We start from the raw sequence: 22,546 nt of genomic DNA on the forward strand, positions 1-22,546 counted from the left end.
TCAGGCTCCGCAGCAACCGCCAGCACCAACCTACCAGCAGCCGCCAGCAGCCGCTCAGGCGCAGCAGCCGCCGACATATCCTCAAGACCCGGGATATGGACAGCCAGGGACTCCAGGCTATGGATCACCGGGTTATGGAATGCCAGCTGGTGTACCGCCGCAAGCTCCTTATGGGACACCTCATCATTACGGTGCAATACCGGGACGTAATGTAAATGTGCAGCCTGTACAATTTTCTAACTTGCAGTCTGGTGCATTTGCGCAAGTGGATGAAAACAATTTAAATTTATTGATGGACATTCCCCTTAGAGTCACCGTAGAATTAGGAAGGACCCAAAAGCAAATTAAAGATATTCTGGAGCTCTCACAAGGTTCAATTATTGAACTGGACAAACTTGCCGGGGAGCCGGTCGACATCCTAGTTAACAACAAACTGATTGCTAAGGGCGAGGTTGTCGTAATCGACGAGAACTTTGGCGTGCGTGTAACAGATATTGTAAGCCAATGGGACCGTATTCAAAAATTACAATAATAGCATAATTTAGGGAGGATTTATTTCAGATGGCAAACCGTATTTTGATCGTGGACGATGCTGCATTTATGAGAATGATGATTCGGGACATCCTGTCCAAAAATGGATTTGAAGTAGTAGGAGAGGCCCAGGACGGATCACAGGCGATTGAGAAATTTAAGGAGCTTCGTCCGGACCTGATTACGATGGATATTACGATGCCCGAAATGGACGGCATTGCCGCTCTGAAGGAAATCAAACAAATTGACGCCAACGCAAAGGTTATTATGTGTTCTGCGATGGGACAACAGGCGATGGTTATTGATGCTATTCAAGCTGGCGCAAAAGATTTTATCGTTAAGCCTTTCCAATCGGATCGGGTTATCGAAGCCATCAACAAAACACTGGGTGTCTAAGGCGCACCCGGTATGGATACAAAACAGGGTGCCTCTGACGCATTGAGTACATCCAGCAATATAGGCAACATCGCCTGGGTCCTTTTCGTGCTAATCTTGATCATCGTACTGATCGTGTACTTGATACGGTTTTTGAGTAAAAGAAATCAGAGCTGGTTCAGCAACCGCTCCGTTCGCATACTGGGAGGCGTGGGGCTGGGCCCCAATAAATCTCTTCAGCTTGTTGAAGTTGGTAGCAGTGTGTACCTCATTGGTGTAGGAGAGGATATCCGGCTTGTTGACAAAGTATCCGATCCTGAAGAAGTGGAGCAAATTTTGGCCGCACTGGAGCAGGAAGCTTCTCTGCAGCGCGGCCCAATTGCCCCGCTATTCGCTAAAATTGCGGATAAGCTTCGCCGGAACAACGCGGCACAGCAGCAATCTGAAGAAGAAACGTCGTTTCACGAGATGTTTGAATCCAAGCTTCGGCAGATGCCGAATCGCAAGGAAAAACTTGAAAAGCTGCGCAATGAGGAGAATACTACAGATCGGTCGGGAGATTCATGAGAAAAAAGATTATACTAGCATGTTTGCTGCTTGTCTTGTTCAGCTTCATTTCGGTGACGGCGGCCTCTGCAGAACCGATTCCGAACATTGATATTCAAGTCGGCAATTCGGACAAAGGACAGCCCGGTGCCACCTCGCTGTCTATTATTTTACTTATAACAGTCATTAGTGTAGCGCCAGCGTTACTTGTGCTTATGACAAGTTTTACACGAATTGTGATTGTGCTTGGCTTTGTGCGAACCTCGCTGGGAACGCAGCAGATGCCGCCCAATCAGGTGCTTGTCGGTCTGGCTTTGTTTCTCACTTTATTCATCATGGCACCGACGTTCTCGGCGATGAACGAAACTGCGCTTCAGCCTTATCTCAAGGGAGATATAACACAGTCTCAGGCGCTGGACAAGGCATCGGTACCGATCAAGACTTTTATGTTCTCTCATACACGTGAGAAGGATCTACTGCTTTTTATGAAATACACCAAGATGGAAAAACCAAAAAATTATCAGGAAATTCCATTAACGGTAATGGTTCCGGCTTATGCAATCAGTGAGTTGAAAACGGCATTTCAAATGGGCTTTATGATTTTCATACCATTTTTAGTTATAGACATTGTAGTGTCGAGTACACTCATGGCTATGGGGATGATGATGCTGCCACCGGTAATGATTTCACTTCCTTTTAAAATACTGCTGTTTGTGCTTGTAGATGGTTGGTATTTGGTCGTCAAATCATTGCTTCTAAGTTTTAACACATGAATATTTCCTGCAAGGACAGCAATCAAGGAGGACGGCAATGACTTCGGAGTTTATTATTTCCCTGGCTGGACAAGCGGTGTACATTGTACTCAAGGTGAGCGCTCCGATGCTGATTTTGGGGCTAGTCGTGGGTTTGATTATCAGCATTTTTCAGGCGACAACCCAAATTCAGGAGCAGACACTGGCCTTTGTTCCGAAGATTGTCGCCGTATTGCTGGCGTTGCTTTTGTTCGGACCCTGGATATTGACCACATTAGTGGACTTTACGTATAACATTCTGGACAATTTGTACAAATATATAGGTTAGGCTGAAAGCTATGAACATAGTGTTACAGAGTTTTCCTGTTTTTTTGCTGATTTTTTGTCGGATTGCCTCGTTTTTTGTAGTAGCGCCTATCTTTTCAACCCGAGGAGTCCCTAATATCTTTAAAGTTGGAATTTCAGGCTTTTTGGCTTTGATTGTGTATCTTACCTACGGTACACATCAACAGGTACCGACCGATGTAGCGTATGTGCTGTTAGTAGGTCGTGAAGTGCTGATTGGGCTGCTGTTGGGGTTTACTGCATATTTGTTCATAACAGCGATCCAGACCGCAGGTTCATTTATTGATCTACAGGTGGGTTTCGGGATGGCCAGCGTGTTTGATCCCATGACAGGGGCTTCAACGCCTTTAACGGGGAATTTCAAGTTTGCCATCGCTGTATTGTTCTTTTTAAGTATAAATGGACACCATCACCTGCTAAATGCGATCTTATATAGCTATGATTGGGTACCGCTGACAAATGATTTTTTTGTGAAGCTGTATGGTGGCAGTGTAACTGAATTCCTGGTACGTTCCTTTGCGGAATCATTTTTGCTAGCCTTCCAAATTGCTGCTCCTATTGTAGTAGCTACCTTTCTGACGGATGTGGGACTCGGCTTTTTAGCAAAAACAGCCCCTCAGTTTAACATTTTCGTTATTGGTGTACCGCTTAAAATTATTGTGGGGTTGTTCATGTTGCTGCTTCTCATGCCAAGTTTTGCTTTTATTTTCGAAAAATTGTTTTCTGTGATGTTCGAATCCATGCGCAACTTGTTGGATATTATGGGCAACCGTCCTTAATATCTGGTTTGGAGGAACGTAGTTTGTCATTTAAATATGCTATGAACCTGCAGCTGTTCTCAGGGGAAAAAACGGAAAAAGCTACACCCAAAAAGAAGCAAGATGCAAGACAAAAAGGCCAGGTTGCCAAAAGCATGGAGTTGCCCGCCTCTGGCGTCCTGCTGATTACGTTTTTTTGCCTTATGATTTTTGGCGGGTATTTTAAGGATCATGCGGTCCGCTTGTTTCGGGATATATTTATGAATCGCCTCACTATGGAGGTAACGCCAAACACAACGCTGCTGATGATGGGTGAGTATGGCGTGCAAATCATCATTATGCTGGCACCAATTTTTATTGGGGCGATTGTCATCGGGATAGCGGCGAATTACATGCAGATCGGTTTTTTATTAACCGGAGAGGGCATCACGCCCAAGCTTAGCAAGATTGATCCGATTAAAGGCTTCAAAAACATTTTTTCCATGAGATCATTGGTTGAATTCCTTAAATCTGTTTTAAAGATGACCGTCATTGGTTATCTGGTGTACAGCGTACTTTGGAAAACAAAGGCCGATCTCCCCAAGCTGGCTGAAATGTCAGGCGATCAAATGTTGAGTTTTACAGCTTCACTAACGATGGAACTGGGGCTCAAAATTGGTGTGGTGCTGTTCATTTTAGCGGTATTGGATTATATGTATCAACGCTTTGAGCATGAGAAAAATCTGAGGATGTCCAAACAGGACATCAAGGATGAGTACAAGAAGATGGAGGGTGACCCGCTGATCAAAGGGAAAATCCGCGAACGGCAGCGCCGTATGGCCATGCAGCGTATGATGCAGGAGGTTCCCAATGCAGATGTCATCATCACCAACCCTACGCACTTTGCTGTGGCTTTGAAATATGACGGTTCGGAGATGGAAGCCCCTCAGATTATTGCGAAAGGGCAAGATTACGTAGCACTCCGAATTAAGGAAATTGCCAAGCAAAACGGCGTTATAACGATGGAAAACAAGCCGCTGGCGCGGGCGCTGTTTCAAAGGGCTGAAATCGGAGATGCGATACCAGCTGATCTGTTTCAGGCCGTTGCCGAAGTGCTGGCGTATGTATATAAATTAAAAGGAAAAGTGAAATAAAGGGATCGGAGGCCTAGAGACCCGTGAAAATAAAAGAAATAACTGTCCTTGCAGGCGTCATCGGCATCGTTCTTATGATGATTCTCCCGATCCCTTCATGGCTGCTCGATATTTTACTCGTCATCAATATATCAATTGCTTTGATGATTCTACTTGTTTCTATGAACACGAAGGAAGCTTTGCAATTCTCTATTTTTCCTTCATTGCTGCTTATCACCACGTTGTTTCGTTTGGCGCTTAATATTTCCACGACCAAGCTCATTTTAGGTGAGGGACATGCAGGGGAGGTCGTGGCTACGTTCGGTAGCTGGATTGCAGGGGGACAAATTGCGGTCGGTTTTGTAGTCTTCCTGATTCTGGTGGTTGTGCAGTTTATCGTTATCACCAAGGGGTCTGAGCGGGTTGCTGAGGTAGGCGCACGGTTTACATTGGATGCGATGCCGGGTAAACAAATGAGTATTGATGCTGATCTGAATGCAGGTCTGATCAATGAGCAGCAAGCCCGTGAACGACGCAGTAAAATCGAACGTGAAGCGGATTTTTACGGAGCGATGGACGGTGCGAGTAAATTCGTTAAAGGTGACGCTATCGCCAGTATTATCATTTTGATCATTAACCTGGTCGGCGGCTTTATTATCGGTATGGCCGTTCAGGGAAAAGGATTTCAAGAGGCACTGTCGACTTATTCTGTTCTTACCATCGGTGACGGACTGGTTAGTCAGATTCCTGCACTCCTCATATCCACAGCGTCAGGCTTGATAGTTACGCGAGCTACGTCAGATGGAAACTTGGCAGAGGATTTAACCGGGCAGCTCTTTTCATATCCAAAGCTGATCTACATTGTAGCTGCTACGATTGCATTATTGGGCTTTTTCACGCCAATTCATATTATTACAACCCTCCCATTGGCCGTTCTGCTATTTTTCGCGGCCCGCAGGATGCAGGGCAATATGGAACGCAAGCAAATAGCGGATGAACAACTGGAAGAGGAGCAACAAATTGAAGAGGTACGTAGTCCGGAAAGTGTCATTAATTTGCTTCAAGTTGATCCGATTGAATTTGAGTTCGGGTACGGGCTGATTCCGCTGGCTGATACACAGCAGGGTGGGGATTTACTGGATCGGATTATCATGATCCGCCGTCAATGCGCCCTGGAGCTGGGTTTGGTTGTACCGGTCATTCGTATACGGGATAATATTCAGCTCAAGCCGAACGAATATGTAATTAAAATTAAAGGCAATACGGTAGGCGGCGGAGAACTGCTGCTGAATCATTATCTGGCTATGAGCCCGGGATATGACGACGATTCCATTACTGGTATTGAAACCACGGAGCCGGCCTTTGGATTGCCTGCGCTCTGGATTGATGAGAATACCAAGGATGTTGCGGAGCTATCAGGCTATACCGTTGTTGACCCACCTTCAGTCGTAGCTACTCATCTAACGGAAACGATCAAGAAACATGCTCATGAGTTGCTTGGCAGACAGGAAACACGGTCGTTGGTCGACAACCTCAAGGAAAATTATCCAGTGCTGGTGGACGACCTTATTCCTTCCGTGCTGGCAATTGGAGATGTACAAAAAGTATTGGCTAAGTTATTGAGGGAAAAAATTTCCATACGCGATATGGTGACTATTTTCGAAACGCTGGCTGATTACGGTACTTATACAAAGGATCCCGATGTGTTGACTGAATATGTACGTCAGGCGTTGTCCCGTCAGATTACACAGCAGTTTGCTCAGCAAGGTGAGACGCTGCGTGTCATTACCGTAGGACCGGGACTGGAGAAGAAAATTGCCGAAAGTGTGCAACAGTCTGAGCAAGGAAGCTATTTGGCCCTTGATCCGGTGTCCACGCAAAACGTGTACCAGAAGATGATGGAGCAAATCAATCGTCTCATTCAATCCGGACAGCAGCCGATCGTATTAACGTCACCAACAATCCGCATGTATTTGCGGCAAGTGATGGAACGGACAATGCAGGATGTCCCGGTGCTGTCGTATAGTGAGCTGGAGCCGAACGTTGAAATTCAAAGTGTCGGGGTGGTGAACTTATGAGAGTGAAACGATATGTAGTGGATACCATGCCGGAAGCCATGCTGCAAATCAGAGGTGACTTAGGAACCGATGCCGTCATTTTAAGCACGAAGGAAGTCAAGGTCGGCGGCTTTATGGGGATGTTCAGCAAAAAGAAAATTGAAGTGGTTGCTGCGGTAGAGGAGAAGCAGTCTCAAAAGCCTCAGCGGATGGGAACACCACGACAACAGCCCCTTTCTATAATGAAGGAACCTGAGCAGCCGGAGGTGCCGTCCACGCCTGTGGTTCCCAGACAAACCGCTCCAGAAGCTTACCGACGGGTTACGCAGATGACGGTCAGTCCCAGAGAGGGAATGGGTGATTTAACAGCTGGTTCGGAGCAAACTGCATCAGACAAAGACCATTCATCAACCGTGTCTGATTATAATCAGGAAACAACTGCTCAGCTCCTTAAAAAGGAAGCCTCGCTTTCGAACATGGAAACGACCAGTGAGCTATTAAAGCAACCAATCGAAACAAGGCTTCCAGACAAGAACGGAGCAGCGGAAAATCAGGCTTTGCTCAATGAATTACGGGAAATGAAAGCTATGATGACTCGCTTTTCCCGCAACTCTTCGCTGGAAAGTACTTGGCCGGAGCCATTGCAAGAGATTTGTGAGCGATTGTTGGAACAGGAAGTGGAACGTGATCTGCTGGAGTATTGGGTCGAACGAGTATATGAGCGTCGTAGTGAGCGCCCTTTTGCTCCGGAGTCTTTTGATTGGGAACAAGCCCTTCGTGAAGAAGTGACCGAATTTATTCAGACCAGACTGGACAAGGGCATCTCAAAAGATACCAAAATTGTGTATGTGGCGGGCCCTACGGGGGTGGGAAAAACAACGACCATTGCCAAGCTGGCGGCGGAGCAGTTGTTTAAGCATCATCGCAAGGTTGGATTTATTACCTCTGACACATATCGTATTTCAGCCGTCGAGCAACTGCGTACATATGCTACGATTTTGAATGTACCGCTTGAGGTTGTGCAATCTCCCGGGGATGTTCACAGAGCCATTCAGCGTCTGGAGCATTGTGACCTGATCCTTATGGATACTGCAGGACGAAACTATCGTAATGAATTGCTTGTTTCAGAACTGCAAAGTCTGCTTTCACCTATTAAGGAAAGTGAGACGTATCTGGTGCTCAGTCTGACGTCCAAAAGCAAGGACATGCTCAATATTACCAGTCATTTCAGTAAATTCGGTCTTGGTAAAGTAGTATTTACGAAGATGGATGAGACAGGTAGCTGTGGTGGAGTGTTTAATCTATTGCATCATTTTCCGATGCAACTGGCCTATATCACTAACGGTCAAAATGTTCCTGATGATCTTCTTCATCCAGATACAGAAATGGTGACAAGTATGCTGCTCGGAGCCAAAGCATCATCAGGAGATAACGGAGATTCTGTATGAGTGACCAAGCCCAATCACTTAGACAAATGGTTTCGGACTTGGATAAATACCGATTGCCCCCACGTGATCGCCAAGCGAAAATTGTAACGGTTACCAGCGGTAAAGGCGGGGTAGGAAAATCCAATTTCACGCTCAACTTTGCTCTGGCTTTGCAATCCCTTGGTCGAAGAGTACTTGTATTTGACGCTGATATTGGTATGGCCAACATTGATGTGCTGATGGGGGCTAACTCACAATACAATCTTCTTCACCTGCTGAAACGTGAAAAATCAATTGATGAAATTATTCAAACGGGTGTAGGTGGTCTGCCTTATATTGCCGGAGGATCGGGCTTGAGCGAGCTGTTTTCGCTATCAGATGATGACCTGAATTATTTTGCCGATGAAGTGGAGAAAATGGCGGCAAATTTGGATTATATTTTGTTTGACACCGGTGCGGGTTTGTCCAAAGAAAACCTTAAATTTATCACTTCAGCTGACAAATGTATAGTTGTAACCACACCGGAACCGACCTCCTTAACAGATGCCTATGCGCTAATCAAAGTCGTGAGCGGGTTGCAAAGGGATACGGTATTCAAAATTATAGTCAATCGTGCCGATAACGATAATGAGGCCCGTCAAGTTGCCGATAAGATTGCACTTGTAGCGAGACGCTTTTTGAAGATCGACATCCCGTTGCTTGGACATATCAGTGATGATACTCATGTCATGCAGGCAGTCAAAAGGCAAGTACCTTTTTGGGTTGCCTTTCCGGGATGTGCGGCTTCCAGGGATGTACTGAATCTGGCGCATCGTTTTGCAGCAATGCCGCAGGCTCCGCAATCTGGTACATTGAGCGGAATTAAAGGTTTTATGCAAAAATGGCTGCGACGTTCTGTCCATTGATTTTGATGAGAGGAAACAGAGGTGTTTAACATGTGTGCTTACCGGGTGCTGGTTGTAGATGATTCGGCCTTTATGCGCAAAATTATTTCAGATTTAATTGTAAGGGATGAGTCGTTCAACATCGTAGGTACAGCCGCCAACGGCAAAGAGGCTGTAGAGAAAGTAAAGGAGTTGCAGCCGGATCTGGTTACCCTGGATGTTGAAATGCCTGAAATGAATGGGCTTGAAGCGTTGCCGCTGATTATGGCTGCCCATCCGTTGCCTGTCATTATGCTGTCTGGTATTAATGAGCAAGGCATGAAGGAGACCATCATGGCTCTGGAGGCAGGAGCTTTCGATTTTATAAGAAAGCCATCCATATCTCATGCGCAAGACATTGGGCAGGTAAGCAAGGCGCTGCTGGAGCAGATGCATACGGCTATGCAAGCAGTACGCAGCCGTTTGGAGCGTGAGGAAGCGAATGAGCGCAAAGCTGCGTTGGAGCAAGTGGAAAAAACGCCACTGGAAAAACCTTTAGAAGGACAGGCTGTGACTGAGAAACAAGTGGAAAGTAAAGCGCCGGCTGACAAGGCATCTATAACTCCGCTTGCTTCTCCGCCTGCTCGATCAGTACAGCCTAAGCCAGATGCTGGCAAGCCTGTTCAGGCCAATGCCAGGCCGGAAACGCAACGGCAGCAGTCAGTGCCATCTATGGCGGTCGGTCGCAAAGACTCATCAGCGATTCAGCCAAGCAAGCCAGTGAAAGCATCTGCTGTGCAGCCGAAGCGGGAACCATCCAATGGTACGGGACGAAAGCAAGGGCAACTGAATATTTCCGATACGGCTGCTGCCAAATCGCTGCAGAGTACGGATAAGGCAGGGCTGGTTAAGCCGGAGCATCGGAAGACCGTAACTTCATCCACTCCTGCGGCGACAACTCCTCCGGTAACGGCATCTGCAGCTCCATCTGCCCCCAAGGAGCCGTCTTTTAAAAAAGGTGTGCATACGTCCAACTTTCGCAAGCTGGTGGCGGTTGGATGCTCTACAGGCGGCCCGAGGGCGCTGAAGACGTTGCTGGAGCGCATTCCTGGGGATTTTCCCGCCCCTATCGTCATCGTTCAACATATGCCGCCAAACTTTACTCGTTCGCTGGCGCAACGTCTAAATACGTTGAGTCCTCTTCGAGTGGTGGAGGCAGAGCAGGGAATGACGCTTGAGACCGGTACCGCCTATATCGCTCCAGGAGGTTATCAGTTAAGAATTGTGTCAGGAGCGGGCGGTAAATACACCGTATCACTGAAGATGGAAGAAGCTCGTAATGGCCACCGTCCGTCTGTAGATACGATGTTCGAATCTTTGCTCTCGTTAACCTCGTTGGAACGGCATCTAGTGTTGTTAACCGGTATGGGAAGCGACGGAGCCAAAATGATGAAAAAGCTGTATGATGCAGGGGTGCAGTCCACATTTGCTGAAAATGAGGAAACTTGTGTAGTGTATGGAATGCCCCGCTCAGCGGTGGAGTTAAAATGTGTGCGTCACCTTCTGCCTATGCAGGAGATCGCCCCCAAGCTTGTACAAGTTGTGAAATAATCGGAGTGTAACTCATGGAGGAGGTGTCTCACAATGGACATGAACCAATATTTAAACATGTTTATTGATGAGTCGAATGATCATCTGCAATCTCTTAACGAAAATATGCTTCAACTGGAAAGCAACCCTACAGATCTAGGCATCGTTCAGGTGATTTTCCGTTCTGCCCATACCCTCAAAGGAATGGCTGCTACGATGGGGTTTGAAGATCTGGCATCGCTCACTCACCAAATGGAAAACGTTCTTGATCTAGTTCGTAACAACAAGCTGGCGATGCATGAATTTATATTCGATACCTTATTCAAAGGATTGGATGCTCTGGAGTCCATGGTGCAGAACATTACAGAGGGCGGTGATGGAAAAGCGGATGTTTCCTCCATTGTAGCTTCACTGCAATCCATTGTGAGTGGTGATTTCCAAAAGTCCGGTACGGGCGCTGCTTCTGAGGCTTCTCCATCTACAAAAGTGGACAGTAGCGAAAGTGCTGGGCTTGTTCTGGATCAATTTCAGTATTCTGTACTGGAGCAATCTATTTCCGAGGGACATCGCGTTCACTATATACAGGTGACAATCAGCTCAGACAGCCAGTTGAAGGCGGCACGCGCTTTTATGGTATTCAACACGCTGGAAAACTCCGGTGAAATCGTGAAAGCTTATCCGTCCGTTCAGGATATTGAGCAGGAGAAATTTGAACAAAGCTTCTCGTTATATTACATAACGCAGAAAGAAGTCGGGGAGCTTGAAAAGGAAATTGCAGGTATTTCCGAAATCGACACTGTCTCCGTAGTTCAGCTGGATCAGGAATCTCTTAAACAAATGAGCGAAGTTACTGCCGGACTGGCAGAGGTTGCTGCGGTGCAGGAGGCTGTTGCCGTACAACAACCCGCTCCATCCCAGCCGCAGTCTCCAACTGCGGCCTCTGTCGCTAAGCCAGCCTCGGGTAAAGCACCAGCAGCCAAGGCTCCTGCACCTACACATAACCGTACCATTCGTGTAGATATTGAACGTCTGGACGTACTGATGAATTTATTCAGCGAGCTGCTCATTGACCGAGTGCGGTTGGAGCAGTTGGCGAGTGAGGCCTCCAATCCGGCACTGACAGAAACGGTAGAACACATGAGCCGTGTGAGCAGTGATTTGCAAAACGTCGTGCTTAAATTACGGATGGTCCCGGTGGATACGGTTTTCAATCGTTTTCCGCGAATGGTGCGCGATCTGGCCAAATCACTGGATAAAAAACTGGATCTGATTATTACTGGTGCAGAGACTGAAATGGACCGCACCGTTATCGACGAAATTGGCGATCCCCTGGTGCATTTGCTCCGTAACTCCGTGGATCATGGAATTGAGTCGGTAGCAGATCGTATTGCCGCTGGCAAGCCAGAGACAGGAACGGTGCAATTGCGTGCCTTTCATAGTGGGAACAACGTATTTATCGAGATTGAAGATGACGGGAATGGCATTAATCGCGATAAGGTACTGAAAAGTGCTATTTCCAAAGGAATTTTGACAGAAGAACAGGCAGCCGTCATGACCGATGAAGAAGCCTATCAGGTGCTGTTTGCTCCAGGCTTCAGTACAGCGGCGGTGATTTCAGACGTATCAGGGCGCGGTGTTGGTCTGGATGTTGTAAAATCCAAAATCACTGCTTTGGGTGGCAATGTTACCGTTCACTCTACCCTGGGCAAAGGCACCAATTTCTCTGTACAATTGCCACTGACCCTGTCCATTATTGCAGCAATGATGATACAGATCGGCTCTGAAAAATATGCAATTCCTTTGTCCTCCATTGTGGAGACCGCCATCGTCAAACGAACACAAATTCGTTCGGTACATGGCAATAAAATGATCGCTTTCCGTGAATCCCATATCCCGCTAATCTCCTTGAGTCAGCTGTTTGAGGTACCCGACTTCAATGAAGATGAAGAAGAAGAGACTGAGGTCGTGGTCATCCGCAAGGGAGACCGTCTGGCAGCACTTTCCGTGCAGGACTTTTTGGGACAAAGTGAAATTGTCCTTAAAAATTTGGGCAAGTACCTTCCAAACATTCAAGGAATTTCAGGTGCCACGATTCTGGGTGACGGTCAGGTTGCTTTGATCATTGACCCGAATGTCTTCATTAAATAATGTCTTCATTAAAAATGAAAGAAATGTGAGATTGCTGACATCAATAAGGAGGGTTTTTAGACATGGGAGAAGAAATTAAAGTTATCGTATTTAAGCTTGGTGAAGAGGAGTACGGTGTTGAAGTAGAAAAAGTCCAATCTATTGAACGCATGGTGCCAATTACCCGGGTTCCGAGAACATACGATTTTGTTAAAGGCGTATTCAATATGAGAGGTGTAGTTATCCCGGTCATTGATCTTCGCGGCCGTTTTGGATTGCCAGAAGCTGAATATACGGATCAAACTCGAATCATTATCGTTGCGGTAGGTGAGATGCAAGTCGGCTTTATCGTAGATTCGGCGAATGACGTTATTGACCTGAACACCGATAACATTGAGACACCACCGGAAGTGGTCGGGGGAGTCAAAGCTAAGTACCTTCGCGGAGTTGCTAAAATCGGTGAAGAGCGCCTGTTGATCATGCTGAACTTGTCCGAAGTCCTGAATCGGAGTGAAATGAACCAACTGGAAGGCTTAGAGGATTAATCTATGGAGAATCTTGGTAACCTTGAAGAGTTTAAGTTGGATGTTCTGAAAGAAGTTGGCAATATTGGTTCGGGGAACGCTGCTACAGCGCTCTCCCGGCTTCTCAATAAACCGATAGATATGGGTGTGCCCAAGGTACAAATGCTGCCCTTTGAGGAAATTGCTGAAAAAGTCGGTGGAGATGAGCAGCTTGTTGTTGCCGTGTTTTTTAGGGTCGAAGGGGAAGCCCCTGGCAATCTATTTTTTATATTGCAGCCTCAGGCGGCCAAAAGTCTGCTTTCCCGTTTGGCGAATATTCCCTCAGATGATGAGGACAGCTTTAACGAAATGGAGCATTCAGCCCTGTCCGAAATCGGAAATATTTTAGCAGGTTCATACCTGTCCTCGCTGGCGGATTTCACACGCTTGTCTATGTATCCGACAGTCCCTGCGCTGGCTTTGGATATGGCCGGAGCCATTCTTAGCTACGGACTGCTCCAATTTGGGCAAATGGGGGATGCGGCTTTATTGATTGACACATCGTTTCTGGAAGGTCAGAATCAGATTGAGGGTCAATTTTTCCTGATTCCTGATCCAGAATCGTTCGGGAAAATTTTTAGGTCGTTAGGAGTCCCGATGAACGATGATTGAGGATAAAAGCGTCATTAAGGTCGGTATGGCAGACTTAAATGTAACCAGCAACCCGAATTCGATTCGTACGACAGGACTTGGCTCCTGCGTCGGATTGACCCTCTACGATCCTCATTTGAAACTGGCAGGCATGGCCCACGTGATGTTACCGTCCTCGGATATTGCACGTGAAGGGCAATTAAACATTGCTAAATATGCGGATACAGCACTGCCAGAGCTATTTGAGCGAATGCTGAAATTGGGAGCCGAACGGCGCAGGTTGATTGCCAAAATGGCAGGGGGAGCCCAGATGTTTGCCTTCGCCGGTAGTGGAGATACCATGCGGATTGGTCCGCGCAATGTAGAATCATGTAAGGAAATGCTTGTAGATCTTGGTATCCCTTTGATTGCCGAGGATACCGGTGGTAATTATGGACGAACGATTGAGTTGGACTGTGAAACCGGCGTTTTGAATATTCGAAGCGTACAAAAAGGTGTAAAGGAATTATAATCATGTTATTTGGCAGCTTACGCATTAATCTTTGGTCTGGAGTAGTCGGATTTGTTCTGACTTTTGTGTTGTCCGTTGGCAGCAATCTGCTGACCACGAGCTTAATTCGTGGCTTGATCGCCTTCGTTTTTTGGTTCCTGCTTGCATTTGTGCTGCGCTGGACACTTGGTGTTGTAGCGCGGCCAGATCTGGGGAATGCCCAAAACCGGGCAAGCTCTCAGGTAGATGGCGTAGGTGAGAATCTGGACCTGACGACACCAGACGAAAATGAAAATCTGAATGAATTGCTGAAACCAAAACCAGAGCAGACGGACGGGGAAGAAAATGGTTTCGCACCTTTAAACCCGCCTAAGCTGGTTTCCAACAAGAACCCTGAAGAATTGGCCAAGGCCGTTCGTCACCTGACAGACAAATAAGGAGGGTGAAGCCGATGAACGAGCGAAAAGCCGCTCATTTAAACCATTCCGAGCTGTGGGAGCAATGGAAAGAACACGGTGACAAGGAAGCAAAAAAGCAGTTAATTGAAAAGTATCTTCATATCGTAGAATATGTGTCAGGTCGGCTTGCAGTAGGCTTACCAAAAAATGTATCCAAAGACGACTTGGCGAGTAACGGTGTCATGGGTTTGATTGATGCTTTGGAGAAATTCGATTATGGACGTGGTTTACAGTTTGAGACTTATGCTTCTTGGCGTGTTCGGGGAGCGATTTTGGATGGTCTTCGTCAAGGGGATTGGGTCCCCCGTTCAGTTAGGGAAAAAGCGAAGAAAATTGAAGATGCCTATCAGCATTTGGAACAGAGATATTTGCGCACGGTAAGCGATGAAGAGATGAGCCATTATTTGGATGTTTCCGAAAAAGAGTTTCAAAATATGATTCAGGAAGTCGCCGTTATGTCGATCGTTTCACTGGAGGACCCAATCCGCGAGGAAGAGTCGGAAACACGGCTTTCTCTTTTGGTGGACGAAAAGGCGAAAAATCCGGATCATAAAGTCAATGAATTTACACTTCGTGATGCTCTTGCACAAGGCATTGACAAATTGACTGAAAAAGAGCGTATCGTTGTTTCTTTATTGTATTACGAGGATTTGTCACTCAGTGAAATTGCTGAGGTCATGTCGCTCTCTCCATCGAGAATTTCACAGTTGCATTCCAAGGCAATATTACGCCTGAGAGCGACATTGGACAAACAACGGGATTTGCTAATGCGTAAAGATTAACGTACGGGAGGTTACAGTAACAGTTAGACGGAAGGAGCACCCCTGTGGAGAAGCAATATGCTTTGGACCAGTTTTTAAAAGTGGTTGTCTCACCTGACAAACAAACCGCCTATTTGGAGTTTGCCAAACGTGAAGAAGGCTTTAACTGCACTGTGGAAGAACTAGAGCGTTTTCTGAGCAGCCAAAAAATATCCTATGGTTTAATTACTGATGCGATTCATGCATTTGTGGCACGGCCGGAAGATCATTTCTTCACCAAATTGTTAATCGCTCAGGGAAAGCAGCCGATCCATGGCAAAGACGGAAAAATTAATCTGGCCGAGATCGTGACTGGAGAATATGCACATAAGCCGCTCGAAACCATTGATGGACGGGTGGACTATAAAGAATTAACTCGTTTGAGAAATGTAAAGCGTGGACAACTGATCGCCGAACGGGTTGATCCTCTGCCGGGTGTACCGGGTATTGCTGTAACTGGAGAGGAAATTCCTTTTCTTCCGGGTAGAGAGGCTCGCTTTAAAATTGGAAAAAATGTAGTGATTCATCCAGAAGGCGTTGCGATGTATGCGGCCATTGATGGATTGGTAACTACAACTGAAAAGGGCAAACTTAATGTCTTCCCTGTATATGAAGTGAATGGGGATGTAGATTATAGTGTAGGTAACATTGATTTTGTTGGAACCGTCGTCATTCGTGGGAATGTTTTGACAGGTTTTCGTGTTCGGGCTGCTGGCGATATCCGTGTCATCGGTGGTGTGGAAGGTGCTGAATTGGAAGCGGAAGGTTCAGTGGAAATCAGTGGCGGCATTATTGGATACCACAAGGGTTTTGTCAAAGCAGCACAAAATGTAAAATGCTCCTTTATACAAGACGGTAATGTCATTGCGGGAGGCGATATTCTCGTATCCCAGAGCATTATGCATTCCCAGATTAAAGCGAGTAAAAATGTAATCTGTGAGGGGACAAAAGGACTCATCGTGGGTGGCAATGTACAAGCTGGTGAAAAGGTAGTGGCGCGTACCATCGGTAATACGATGTCCACAGCTACCATTGTTGAAGTGGGTGTGCTTCCAGAACTGCGTGATGAGCTGACAGAGCTGCGTGCACGTTTGAAGCAACAGACAGCCAGCCAGGATAAAACCAATAAGGCCCTCACCATATTGGATCAGCTGGCTGCCAATGGACAGCTTGCACCTGACAGAATGGCCATGCGAATTAAACTGACATCTACTAAAAAATCTAATGAGCATGAGCTTTTGGAAACCAAGTCCAGAATGCTGGAAATTGAACGAACATTGGAAGATACGAGCCGTGCACGGGTAGAAGTAAAAAATGTAATTTACGGCGGCTCTAAAATAGTTATCGGCAGATATACGAAATTTATTAAAGATTCAGTGGAAAGAATGGCGTTTTATTATCATGAGGGAGACATCAGCATGTCCTCTTATGTATAATTTGGTATACAGATTCTAACTCAACATTGTATTCCTCGGAAAACATACACGGATGCTCAATCGGAAAGGGTGTGGTCCAATGAGCTTGAAAGCTGTTGAATTGCAAATTGCTGTGCCTCGTACCAGTGAAGCAGGTAGATACCAAAGTGAGTCCCAGCAGCGGCCGATGAATGACCAGGCACTGCTAGGACAAAAGACCGCGCTGGAGACGGAGAACATGCGTCAGCGAAGCAGTGCGGTAGATGAGTCTGCGGAAACATTTGTTGATGAACGGCAAACAGGAGGCCAGAGCAGGGAATCTTCACAGCAGAACCGTTCACGAACTGCTGAGAACGAGCTGCCAAAAGAGCATCCGGCAGAGCATCCGTACAAGGGACACCACATTGATTTTTCGCTCTGATGACAACAGGGGAGAAGCATAATTAAAGGAGACGATGGGCAGTGGACCAACCATGGATTTATATTGTTCTGCTGGGCGTTGCAGCTGTTGTCTACGCCTGGCTGCTGCCTAAGCGTCAGCCGGATCGGGGAACAGAAGAGGTCGTCGTCCAAAAGGTCGAGGCTATACTGGAGCAATACATGGCCGATATTGAAAGCGATAATGACGAGTTGATTGAACTCGTATCTGGTATGAAGCAGGAACACGCAGCTAAGCAGGCGGCATTACAGGAGCAGGTGGCTGAGCTGCGGAACCGAATCGTCGAGCTCGAGCGACAGACTGCGATTGCTGCGGCCTCTGCTCAAATGGAGCCTGTGTCTGAGGAAATACGCTATACAGGTATTTCTCAACAGGCAGCGGCTGCCTATGGCCAGTTCCACAGACCGCAGTCTTCTATGTCCATACAAGAAGAGCATTCTGTTTCAAACGCTCCTCTTATAGCTGGTCATGACCAGACGGCGTTGCAAGAGCCTGAAACTGAACAGGAGCCAGAATCAATCCGTGATCGTTATCAAGAGCTGTTTGCGCTCTATGAGCAGGGGAAATCGGTGGATTACATAGCTAAGCAATCAGGTATCCAGCGGGGTGAGGTACAGCTCATATTGCAACTGGCAGAACGGGAGGATCTGAAGTGATCAAAAATCGTTCATTTATGCTGGGCATGGGTACCGGACTTGTAACAGGCGCACTGCTGCTGCAACTGGCGATGATCGGTCAGGGACAATCACAGCCATCCTCAATGGATCCGAAAAACATGACCCGTGAGCAATTGGAGAAGGCGGCAGCCGGATTAAATCTTCAGATCAGTGACAGTTCTGATCCGAAGATGACGGAAGAGGAATGGCGAAATAAGGTGATCAAGGAAGGCAGCAAAACACCGACTACACCCCAAAAGGCAAAACCAGCCCAAACGCCATCAACACCAAAAGCACCTGCGAACAGCGCGCCTTCGACTGCTTCCAAGCCTGCGGCCAGTACGACTATAATGAAAAATCCGGAACAGCCGCAAACGAAAGGATCTGGTGCTGCAACTACTCCAGATACCCCTAAGCAGCCTGCTACTCCGCAAGTGCGATATAGCATTGCATCGGGAAGTAATTTGAGAAGTGTGGCATCTGGATTGGAAAAGGCGGGCGTTGTGTCAGATGCCAGTGCATTTGAGGCTGCGGCTAAGGCTCAAAAAATCAATACCAAAATTCGTACCGGTACCTACCAGTTTGCCAAAGGTGAGGATTTCGGTTCTATTATTACTAAAATTACGAAGAAGCCGTCCAACTGACCAGTACGGGAAGTGGACGGCTTTATTTTTTTTGCTAAAAAGCTCGACAGATTGAAGTAAACGGGTCGCTTTTGCATGGATTCAACTATTGTCGAAAAGTTAGTTGCAACGATGCAAGTGTTATGGTATATTAATTGACGGTGTTAAAAACGCACGTCGGTTAATTTCGTAAAGGGTGCTTTCAATAGAAAGTCTTTATGAAAGATGATGTCGGCGGAGGACACACAAAAAACCAAACTTAGGAGGTGTGTGAAGATGGCAGTAATCTCCATGAAACAGCTTTTGGAAGCTGGGGTTCACTTTGGTCACCAAACACGTCGCTGGAACCCGAAAATGGATCGTTATATCTTCACTGAAAGAAACGGTATTTACATCATTGACTTGCAAAAGACAGTGAAAAAGGTTGAGGAAGCTTACAACTTTGTAAAAAGCATTGCAGCTGAGAATGGTACAATCCTGTTCGTAGGCACAAAGAAACAAGCGCAAGATTCTGTTAAAGAAGAAGCAGAACGCGTTGGTCAATTCTACATTAACCAACGTTGGTTGGGTGGAACTTTGACTAACTTCCAAACCATTCAAAAACGTATTGATCGTTTGAAACAGCTTGAATCTTGGGAAGAAGACGGTACATTCGCAGTTCTTCCTAAAAAAGAAGTTATCATTCTTCGCAAAGAAAAAGATCGTCTTGAAAAATTCCTGGGCGGTATCAAGAACATGAAGGGTCTTCCAAGCGCCCTGTTCATCATTGATCCACGCAAAGAACGTATTGCGGTTGCTGAAGCCCGTAAATTGGGTATCCCAATCGTTGGTATCGTTGATACTAACTGCGATCCAGATGAAATCGACTATGTTATTCCAGGTAACGATGACGCGATTCGCGCTGTTAAATTGCTGACTGGTAAAATGGCTGATGCAGTTATGGAAGCAAACCAAGGCGAAGAAACTACAGCATAATATTTCCTTTAGGAAATACCTATATGAATTAAATGAAAAGGGTGGTTGGCAGGTGTATAACCTCTCACTACCCTTTTTTTAAGGGATAAAACTTGTGTATACCACGGAAAACCAAATTTGGAGGGAAATAATATGGCAGTTAATGCTAGCGCAGTAAAAGAGCTTCGTGAAAAAACAGGCGCAGGAATGCTGGATTGCAAAAAAGCGCTTGAAGAAGCAAATGGTGATTTGACAAAAGCGGTTGAAGTTCTGCGCGAAAAAGGACTTGCAGCTGCAGCCAACAAAGCAGGTCGTATTGCTACTGAAGGCGTTGTCGAGTCCTACATCCATGCAGGCGGTCGTATCGGCGTACTGGTAGAAGTAAACTGCGAAACAGACTTCGTAGCTAAAACTGACCAGTTCAAAGATTTTGTACGCGACATCGCAATGCACATCGCTGCATCGAACCCTCGTTATGTTCGTCGTGAAGAAGTGCCACAGGAAGAGATTGAAAAAGAAAAAGAAATCCTGAAAGCACAAGCTTTGAACGAAGGTAAACCAGAAAAAATCGTTGAAAAAATGGTTGAAGGCCGCATCGGTAAATTCTACGAAGAATTCTGCTTGCTGGAGCAATCTTTCATCAAAGATCCAGACAAAACAATCTCCACACTTATCAACGAGAAAATCAGTACGATTGGTGAAAACATTTCCTTGCGTCGCTTTGTTCGTTTTGAGCTGGGTGAAGGTCTGGAGAAAAAAGAAGACAACTTCTACGATGAAGTTATGTCTCAAGTAAAACAATAATTACCAATGAATGGTAATCGAATATAAAAAACGGAAATGGAACACATCAGTGTTCCTTTTCTTGCAACAGGACACTTATCCTGTTACATAAAATATAAATAATATTGGAGGGTGATCATTTGGAAAAACCTGTGTTTAAGCGTGTAGTCCTGAAAGTTAGTGGAGAATCGCTGTCGGGACCAAACGGTTATGGAATTGATGCAGACACGATCGCATCCATTGCCGAGCAAGTCAAAGATGTTGTGGAACTGGGTGTAGAAGTTGCTATCGTATGTGGAGGCGGTAATATCTGGCGTGGTATCGCTGGTAGCGCCAACGGGATTGATCGGGCAACGGCAGATTACATGGGTATGCTGGCAACGGTAATGAACTCACTTGCCTTGCAGGATGCTTTGGAGCAAATTGAAGTACCTACACGTGTGCAGACATCCATCGCGATGCAACAAATTGCAGAGCCTTATATCCGTCGTAGAGCTATCCGTCATCTGGAAAAAGGCCGGGTTGTTATCTTTGCTGCAGGTACAGGGAATCCGTTCTTCTCGACTGACACTACAGCTGCTTTGAGAGCTGCTGAAATTGAAGCCGAAGTGATTCTGATGGCTAAAAATAAAGTGGATGGTGTATATTCAGCCGATCCGTTTAAAGATAGCACAGCCGAGAAATATGAGCAGCTCACGTATTTGGATGTACTCAATAAAAACCTCGGTGTCATGGATTCCACAGCTTCCTCGCTGTGCATGGATAACAATATTCCGTTGATTGTCTTTGCTATTACAGAGCAAGGTAACATTAAACGTGTCGTGCTGGGTGAGAAAATCGGTACGATCGTCAAAGGGAGTGTAAATTAATGCCACAATCCGTGAAAAAAAGCGCAGAAGAGCGCATGCAAAAAGCAATTCAGGCATTGCAACGTGATCTTTCATCTTTGCGTGCAGGGCGAGCGACACCAGCTTTACTGGACCGTGTGCAGGTTGAGTATTACGGCGCAATGACTCCAGTCAACCAACTGGCGAACGTAAACACCCCTGACAGTCGGACCTTGATGATTCAGCCTTGGGACAAATCCTCCTTGGCAGACATCGAGCGTGCTATCCAAAAATCCGATCTGGGTTTGACGCCTTCGAATGATGGGAATACCATCCGTCTGAGCATTCCTGCTTTGACAGAGGAGCGCAGAACTGAGCTGGTAAAGATGACGAAAAAGAACGGTGAAGAAGCGAAGATCGCTATTCGTAACATCCGCCGCGATGCAAATGATGATATCAAAAAAATGGAGAAAAGTGATATTTCCGAGGACGAATCTCGTAAACATCAGGAAGATATCCAGAAGACGACCGATAAATATATCGCTGAAGTGGATAGAGTTTTAGCTGCAAAAGAAAAAGAAATTATGGAAGTCTAAAAGAATGGCAGCCCCTCCCTTACGGTGGGGTTTGTCTCTTTTCAAGCCTGAGGCACATTTTCAGAGAATGCTGGAGGAACTGGAATGATCAAACGGGTTCGGTCTTGGTGGAACAGGGAACAAAATCAGCAAACACCGGCCATTTCAAAAGACAATATTCCGCAGCATGTTGCTGTCATCATGGATGGAAACGGCAGATGGGCCAAACGGATTGGAATGCCGCGGATTGTAGGGCATCAAAATGGAATGAAGGCGGTGAAACGCACAGCAATTGCAGCGGATGAACTGGGCATTAAGTATTTGACTATGTTTGCTTTTTCGACTGAAAATTGGACGCGTCCAAAGGACGAGGTTGATTTTCTAATGAGGCTACCACAGGAATTTCTGGCTATTGAGCTGGATGAGCTGATTGAAAAAAATGTGCAGGTACGTATGATGGGAAACAAGGAACACTTACCTTCTCATACCGTTGATGCGCTGACTGAAGCGATTCGGCGAACCGAAAATAATACCGGACTTGTTCTTAATTTTGCATTAAATTATGGAAGTCGACTGGAAATCACAGAATGTATGCAGACGTTGGGACGCCAAATTGAGAGCGGGAAGCTCAAAGCGGAAGATATAACGTCCGATATGATCGGTAACACATTGCTTTCCAGTGATATGCCAGACCCTGATTTACTGATTCGGACAAGTGGTGAGCTTAGGCTTAGTAATTTTATGCTCTGGCAGCTTGCTTATAGTGAGTTATGGTTTACGGATATTTATTGGCCTGAATTTAAGAAAGAGCATTTATACGAGGCAGTGATCGAATATCAGCAAAGATCACGACGGTATGGCGGACTGAAGTAAATGGAGGATGAAAGCC

At 46.2% G+C, this 22,546-nt stretch carries 26 protein-coding genes; all 26 read left to right on the forward strand.

Annotated features, from left to right (window positions below; genetic code table 11):
• The coding region (fliN, locus tag L693_RS0121330) for a flagellar motor switch protein FliN (RefSeq protein WP_025719809.1) at positions 1 to 532 on the forward strand (532 nt) is incomplete at its 5' end.
• A gap of 29 nt (positions 533 to 561) precedes the next feature.
• Positions 562 to 927, forward strand: a complete 366-nt coding sequence (locus L693_RS0121335) for a response regulator (RefSeq protein WP_010346372.1) — start codon at positions 562 to 564, stop codon at positions 925 to 927.
• A 12-nt stretch (positions 928 to 939) separates the two neighbouring features.
• A complete protein-coding gene (locus L693_RS0121340) occupies positions 940 to 1,473 on the forward strand; it encodes a flagellar biosynthetic protein FliO (RefSeq protein WP_025719811.1) in 534 nt (177 codons plus the stop codon).
• Positions 1,470 to 2,225, forward strand: a complete 756-nt coding sequence (fliP, locus tag L693_RS0121345) for a flagellar type III secretion system pore protein FliP (RefSeq protein WP_025719813.1) — start codon at positions 1,470 to 1,472, stop codon at positions 2,223 to 2,225. The genes L693_RS0121340 and fliP overlap by 4 nt, the downstream gene beginning before the upstream one ends.
• Before the next feature lie 37 nt (positions 2,226 to 2,262).
• Entirely contained in the window at positions 2,263 to 2,532 is a 270-nt protein-coding gene (gene fliQ, locus L693_RS0121350) for a flagellar biosynthesis protein FliQ (RefSeq protein WP_007430038.1), read from the forward strand.
• Between the two features lie 10 nt (positions 2,533 to 2,542).
• The gene (fliR, locus tag L693_RS0121355; RefSeq protein WP_025719815.1) at positions 2,543 to 3,328 is read left to right on the forward strand and encodes a flagellar biosynthetic protein FliR; all 786 of its coding nucleotides are present in this window, start codon (positions 2,543 to 2,545) and stop codon (positions 3,326 to 3,328) included.
• A complete protein-coding gene (gene flhB, locus L693_RS0121360) occupies positions 3,328 to 4,440 on the forward strand; it encodes a flagellar biosynthesis protein FlhB (RefSeq protein ID WP_049825247.1) in 1,113 nt (370 codons plus the stop codon). Before fliR ends, flhB begins: the two co-directional genes overlap by 1 nt.
• 23 nt (positions 4,441 to 4,463) lie before the next feature.
• Entirely contained in the window at positions 4,464 to 6,497 is a 2,034-nt protein-coding gene (gene flhA / locus L693_RS0121365) for a flagellar biosynthesis protein FlhA (RefSeq protein WP_025719818.1), read from the forward strand.
• A complete protein-coding gene (gene flhF, locus L693_RS0121370) occupies positions 6,494 to 7,924 on the forward strand; it encodes a flagellar biosynthesis protein FlhF (protein ID WP_025719819.1) in 1,431 nt (476 codons plus the stop codon). Before flhA ends, flhF begins: the two co-directional genes overlap by 4 nt.
• A complete protein-coding gene (locus L693_RS0121375) occupies positions 7,921 to 8,808 on the forward strand; it encodes a MinD/ParA family protein (RefSeq protein ID WP_025719821.1) in 888 nt (295 codons plus the stop codon). The genes flhF and L693_RS0121375 overlap by 4 nt, the downstream gene beginning before the upstream one ends.
• Positions 8,809 to 8,838: 30 nt before the next feature.
• Positions 8,839 to 10,377: a chemotaxis protein CheB gene (locus tag L693_RS0121380; protein WP_025719823.1), complete on the forward strand. Its 1,539-nt coding sequence runs from the start codon at positions 8,839 to 8,841 to the stop codon at positions 10,375 to 10,377.
• A 33-nt stretch (positions 10,378 to 10,410) separates the two neighbouring features.
• Complete coding sequence (locus tag L693_RS0121385; RefSeq protein ID WP_025719825.1) at positions 10,411 to 12,504, forward strand: chemotaxis protein CheA; 2,094 nt, start codon at positions 10,411 to 10,413, stop codon at positions 12,502 to 12,504.
• 62 nt (positions 12,505 to 12,566) lie between these two features.
• Entirely contained in the window at positions 12,567 to 13,028 is a 462-nt protein-coding gene (locus tag L693_RS0121390; protein WP_013370696.1) for a chemotaxis protein CheW, read from the forward strand.
• Positions 13,029 to 13,031: 3 nt separating this feature from the next.
• Positions 13,032 to 13,658 (forward strand): chemotaxis protein CheC, encoded by a 627-nt coding sequence (locus tag L693_RS0121395; protein WP_025719827.1) that lies wholly within the window; start codon positions 13,032 to 13,034, stop codon positions 13,656 to 13,658.
• Positions 13,651 to 14,148, forward strand: a complete 498-nt coding sequence (locus L693_RS0121400) for a chemotaxis protein CheD (protein ID WP_025719828.1) — start codon at positions 13,651 to 13,653, stop codon at positions 14,146 to 14,148. The genes L693_RS0121395 and L693_RS0121400 overlap by 8 nt, the downstream gene beginning before the upstream one ends.
• 2 nt (positions 14,149 to 14,150) lie before the next feature.
• Positions 14,151 to 14,564, forward strand: a complete 414-nt coding sequence (locus tag L693_RS0121405; protein WP_025719830.1) for a hypothetical protein — start codon at positions 14,151 to 14,153, stop codon at positions 14,562 to 14,564.
• A gap of 14 nt (positions 14,565 to 14,578) precedes the next feature.
• A complete protein-coding gene (locus L693_RS0121410; RefSeq protein WP_007430050.1) occupies positions 14,579 to 15,367 on the forward strand; it encodes a FliA/WhiG family RNA polymerase sigma factor in 789 nt (262 codons plus the stop codon).
• A gap of 44 nt (positions 15,368 to 15,411) precedes the next feature.
• Positions 15,412 to 16,821, forward strand: coding sequence for a DUF342 domain-containing protein (locus tag L693_RS0121415; protein WP_025719834.1), 1,410 nt, complete (start codon positions 15,412 to 15,414; stop codon positions 16,819 to 16,821).
• Between the two features lie 79 nt (positions 16,822 to 16,900).
• The gene (locus L693_RS0121420) at positions 16,901 to 17,221 is read left to right on the forward strand and encodes a hypothetical protein (protein ID WP_025719836.1); all 321 of its coding nucleotides are present in this window, start codon (positions 16,901 to 16,903) and stop codon (positions 17,219 to 17,221) included.
• 41 nt (positions 17,222 to 17,262) lie between these two features.
• Entirely contained in the window at positions 17,263 to 17,895 is a 633-nt protein-coding gene (locus L693_RS0121425) for a hypothetical protein (RefSeq protein ID WP_025719838.1), read from the forward strand.
• Entirely contained in the window at positions 17,892 to 18,539 is a 648-nt protein-coding gene (locus L693_RS0121430; protein WP_025719839.1) for an endolytic transglycosylase MltG, read from the forward strand. The genes L693_RS0121425 and L693_RS0121430 overlap by 4 nt, the downstream gene beginning before the upstream one ends.
• A gap of 255 nt (positions 18,540 to 18,794) precedes the next feature.
• Complete coding sequence (gene rpsB, locus L693_RS0121435) at positions 18,795 to 19,493, forward strand: 30S ribosomal protein S2 (RefSeq protein ID WP_025719840.1); 699 nt, start codon at positions 18,795 to 18,797, stop codon at positions 19,491 to 19,493.
• Between the two features lie 132 nt (positions 19,494 to 19,625).
• Positions 19,626 to 20,276, forward strand: coding sequence for a translation elongation factor Ts (gene tsf, locus L693_RS0121440; protein WP_025719842.1), 651 nt, complete (start codon positions 19,626 to 19,628; stop codon positions 20,274 to 20,276).
• A gap of 119 nt (positions 20,277 to 20,395) precedes the next feature.
• Positions 20,396 to 21,124 carry a UMP kinase gene (gene pyrH / locus L693_RS0121445; RefSeq protein WP_013309918.1) on the forward strand — a complete coding sequence of 243 codons (729 nt, stop codon included), beginning with the start codon at positions 20,396 to 20,398 and terminating at the stop codon, positions 21,122 to 21,124.
• On the forward strand, positions 21,124 to 21,678 hold the full coding sequence (gene frr, locus L693_RS0121450) for a ribosome recycling factor (protein ID WP_025719844.1): 555 nt from the start codon (positions 21,124 to 21,126) through the stop codon (positions 21,676 to 21,678). The genes pyrH and frr overlap by 1 nt, the downstream gene beginning before the upstream one ends.
• 84 nt (positions 21,679 to 21,762) lie before the next feature.
• Positions 21,763 to 22,530 carry an isoprenyl transferase gene (locus L693_RS0121460; protein WP_025719846.1) on the forward strand — a complete coding sequence of 256 codons (768 nt, stop codon included), beginning with the start codon at positions 21,763 to 21,765 and terminating at the stop codon, positions 22,528 to 22,530.
• Positions 22,531 to 22,546 lie beyond the last annotated feature (16 nt).

Source organism: Paenibacillus sp. 1-18, from assembly GCF_000520755.1.
In the GTDB taxonomy this organism is placed as follows: domain Bacteria; phylum Bacillota; class Bacilli; order Paenibacillales; family Paenibacillaceae; genus Paenibacillus; species Paenibacillus brasilensis.

Bases quoted from the DNA above. Each gene is read 5' to 3' on its own strand.
- rpsB (WP_025719840.1), top strand. From the start codon at position 18,795: ATGGCAGTAATCTCCATGAAACAGCTTTTGGAAGCTGGGGTTCACTTT.
- L693_RS0121410 (WP_007430050.1), top strand. From the start codon at position 14,579: ATGAACGAGCGAAAAGCCGCTCATTTAAACCATTCCGAGCTGTGGGAG.
- L693_RS0121460 (WP_025719846.1), top strand. From the start codon at position 21,763: ATGATCAAACGGGTTCGGTCTTGGTGGAACAGGGAACAAAATCAGCAA.
- tsf (WP_025719842.1), top strand. From the start codon at position 19,626: ATGGCAGTTAATGCTAGCGCAGTAAAAGAGCTTCGTGAAAAAACAGGC.
- fliQ (WP_007430038.1), top strand. From the start codon at position 2,263: ATGACTTCGGAGTTTATTATTTCCCTGGCTGGACAAGCGGTGTACATT.
- L693_RS0121380 (WP_025719823.1), top strand. From the start codon at position 8,839: ATGTGTGCTTACCGGGTGCTGGTTGTAGATGATTCGGCCTTTATGCGC.
- frr (WP_025719844.1), top strand. From the start codon at position 21,124: ATGCCACAATCCGTGAAAAAAAGCGCAGAAGAGCGCATGCAAAAAGCA.
- L693_RS0121385 (WP_025719825.1), top strand. From the start codon at position 10,411: ATGGACATGAACCAATATTTAAACATGTTTATTGATGAGTCGAATGAT.
- L693_RS0121390 (WP_013370696.1), top strand. From the start codon at position 12,567: ATGGGAGAAGAAATTAAAGTTATCGTATTTAAGCTTGGTGAAGAGGAG.
- L693_RS0121375 (WP_025719821.1), top strand. From the start codon at position 7,921: ATGAGTGACCAAGCCCAATCACTTAGACAAATGGTTTCGGACTTGGAT.
- L693_RS0121420 (WP_025719836.1), top strand. From the start codon at position 16,901: ATGAGCTTGAAAGCTGTTGAATTGCAAATTGCTGTGCCTCGTACCAGT.
- fliR (WP_025719815.1), top strand. From the start codon at position 2,543: ATGAACATAGTGTTACAGAGTTTTCCTGTTTTTTTGCTGATTTTTTGT.
- flhF (WP_025719819.1), top strand. From the start codon at position 6,494: ATGAGAGTGAAACGATATGTAGTGGATACCATGCCGGAAGCCATGCTG.
- fliP (WP_025719813.1), top strand. From the start codon at position 1,470: ATGAGAAAAAAGATTATACTAGCATGTTTGCTGCTTGTCTTGTTCAGC.
- L693_RS0121395 (WP_025719827.1), top strand. From the start codon at position 13,032: ATGGAGAATCTTGGTAACCTTGAAGAGTTTAAGTTGGATGTTCTGAAA.
- L693_RS0121400 (WP_025719828.1), top strand. From the start codon at position 13,651: ATGATTGAGGATAAAAGCGTCATTAAGGTCGGTATGGCAGACTTAAAT.
- L693_RS0121405 (WP_025719830.1), top strand. From the start codon at position 14,151: ATGTTATTTGGCAGCTTACGCATTAATCTTTGGTCTGGAGTAGTCGGA.
- L693_RS0121335 (WP_010346372.1), top strand. From the start codon at position 562: ATGGCAAACCGTATTTTGATCGTGGACGATGCTGCATTTATGAGAATG.
- L693_RS0121340 (WP_025719811.1), top strand. From the start codon at position 940: ATGGATACAAAACAGGGTGCCTCTGACGCATTGAGTACATCCAGCAAT.